General features: G+C 69.4%; 2 protein-coding genes. Both read left to right on the top strand.

Annotation, left to right across the window (positions count from 1 at the left end; translation table 11 throughout):
* The first annotated feature begins 596 nt into the window (after positions 1-596).
* Positions 597-1,352 carry an SDR family oxidoreductase gene (locus VNW53_RS06435; RefSeq protein WP_325554359.1) on the top strand — a complete coding sequence of 252 codons (756 nt, stop codon included), beginning with the start codon at positions 597-599 and terminating at the stop codon, positions 1,350-1,352.
* Positions 1,353-1,883: 531 nt separating this feature from the next.
* A partial coding sequence (locus VNW53_RS06440; protein WP_325554361.1) for an SDR family oxidoreductase occupies positions 1,884-2,555 on the top strand: 672 nt, incomplete at its 3' end.

Here is a 2,555-nt window from a genome sequence, read left to right on the forward strand (position 1 = left end):
CCGACCCGCCGTTATAGCGCCGAATCCCGCTCAGCCAATATGCCGTCCAAGCCGAGCTCGAACGGCCGTTCTGTTGCCAGAGTGCGCCAACACCCGCCGCTGGACCCTATGTGCACATGATGGCGTCCTTGGGAAAAGCGCACGAAAGCTATGGTCGGAGGAAGTGAAAACGGGTGGTATCACTCCTTAGGCTCTTGCGGGAGGCTCTTGCGGGGATGCGGGCGAGGCCAGGCATGCGATAGAGGTGTCCTCGGCGAGGCGATCGGGCGTCCCGTTGAACGCCGGTACTCACTGACACGCAGAACCTTTCAAACTGGTGCCTGAGGCGGTCGGCGTCGCGTCGCGCTGCCCGCCAGGGCAGACCGCAAGAAATGGAGATCGATCAGCAATCTGCCGGAGGCTGCTCTGAGTCGCTGGCCGTTAGCGTCGCAGGAGCGGGCAGGGAATCGCCCGCCGCTAACGCGGAAAGGCCGAGATCACCGACGGTTCGCAGGCGCCCGACGACCTGCTTCCCCGTCGGTGGCGGCCGAGCACGACCCCGCAACGGTCGCGGTCGTGCGGCTGACCTGCGTTCACTCAAGATAAGGAGCAAGCAGATGCCTGAGCAGAATCTACAAGGCAAGGTCGTCCTCGTGGCCGGGGGCGCCAAGAACCTCGGCGGTCTCATCTCGCGCACCCTGGCGGCCGACGGGGCGCGCATCGCCGTGCACTACAACAGCGACGCCACCAAGGCCGCCGCCGCGGATACGGTGGCCGCCTGCATCGCAGCCGGCGGCGAGGCGTTCGCGATCCAGGCCGACCTGACCAGCGTGGCCGAGATCCGGCGGGTCCTCGATGCGGTCACGGGCCGCTGGGGGTCGCTGTACGCCTGCGTGAACACCACCGGCATGGCGGTCGGGCATCCCATGACGGAGGTCACCGAGGAGGAATTCGACCGGCACTTCGCCATCAACACCAAGGCCGCCTTCTTCATCATGGCCGAGGCGGCCCGGCGGATCGAGGACGGCGGCAAGATCGTCAACCTGGTGTCCTCGCTGCTCGCGGCCTACACCGGCCGGTACTCCGTCTACGCCGGCAGCAAGGCCCCCCTCGAGCACTTCACCAGGGCCCTGTCCAAGGAGCTGTTCGGCCGCAGCGTCTCGGTCAACAACATCGCGCCCGGCCCGATGGACACGCCGTTCTTCTGGGACGCGGCGGCGCCGGGCGAGCCCGAGTTCAGCAAGTCGATGAGCACCAGCGGCGAGCTGACCAAGATCGAGGACATCGTGCCCTGGGTCCGCTTCCTGCTGACGGGCGGCTGGTTCGCCAACGGCCAGACGCTCTTCGTCAACGGCGGCTTCTCGACCCGGTGACGAAGGCAAGGCCCGGGAGGGATGGCCGGCCAACGCCGCGAGCCGGTCAGCCGAGCTCGTCATGGGCGGCCCCGGCGGGGTGCTCGAGGCGCTGCAGGAATATCTGAGCCGCCCACGGTCTCCGGACTCGCTCGCCTGGCCGGCATGGCATCTCGTGCAAGCCAGTGCGACGTCATCGCAGACGTCAGCGGCGGCCAGCAGTCCTGGCAGCTCGGACTGGCGCCGCCGCTTCGCGACCGTCCTTCCGGGGTGGGAACGGCTAGCGCCAGCCCAGCGCGGGCGCTCAAGGGTCACGACCAGTGCCGAGCTCCCGGGGCGACCGCGACGACACGTGCGCCCGCACTCAGGCGTACCTGCGGTCGCCGCGCAGCAAGGGCCTGGGCGCCGCCGTCGGCGGCGGCGCCCAGGCCCGCGTCTCCTCATGGCCCCACTGGAATCTGAGCAGGATGCGAAGGAGATCCCGGTCGGGCCGGTGAAGTTCCTCCGCCAGGGCAAGGCCTGCGGCGACTACAACAAGAAGGGAAAGAAGACATGGCTGATCAGAAGGTCATCCTCATCACCGGCGCCTCCAGCGGCTTCGGCAACCTCGCCGCCCGGGCGCTCGGCCGGGCGGGTTACACGGTCTACGCCGGGATGCGGGCCACCGCCGACCGCAACGCCAAGGCGGCCGAAGAGCTGGCCGAGCTGTCGGCGGCCGAGGCGATCGACGTCCGGGGCATCGAGATGGACGTCCAGGATCAGGCCTCGGTCGACGAGGCGGTCACCGCGATCGGCGCCGAGCAGGGGCGCCTGGACGTCGTGGTGCACAACGCCGGGCACATGGTCCTCGGCCCGGTCGAGGCGTTCACCCCCGAGCAGCTCGCCGACCTGTACGACGTCAACGTCCTGAGTACCCAGCGGGTCAACCGCGCCGTCCTGCCGCACCTGCGGGCACGCGGCCAGGGCCTGCTGGTGTGGGTGGGCAGCTCCAGCACCCGCGGCGGCCACCCGCCGTTCCTGGCGCCGTACTTCGCGGCCAAGGCGGGCATGGACGCCCTCGCCGAGAGCTACGCCGCCGAGCTGATCAAGTTCGGCATCGAAACCGTCATCGTCGTCCCCGGCGCCTACCCCAGCGGCACTAACCACTTCGCCCACGCCGGCGCGCCCGCCGACCAGCGGCGCGCCGCCGAATACGACGAGGTCTACGGGAAGCTGCGCGAGGTC

Source organism: Phenylobacterium sp., from assembly GCF_035569475.1.
In the GTDB taxonomy this organism is placed as follows: domain Bacteria; phylum Pseudomonadota; class Alphaproteobacteria; order Caulobacterales; family Caulobacteraceae; genus Phenylobacterium.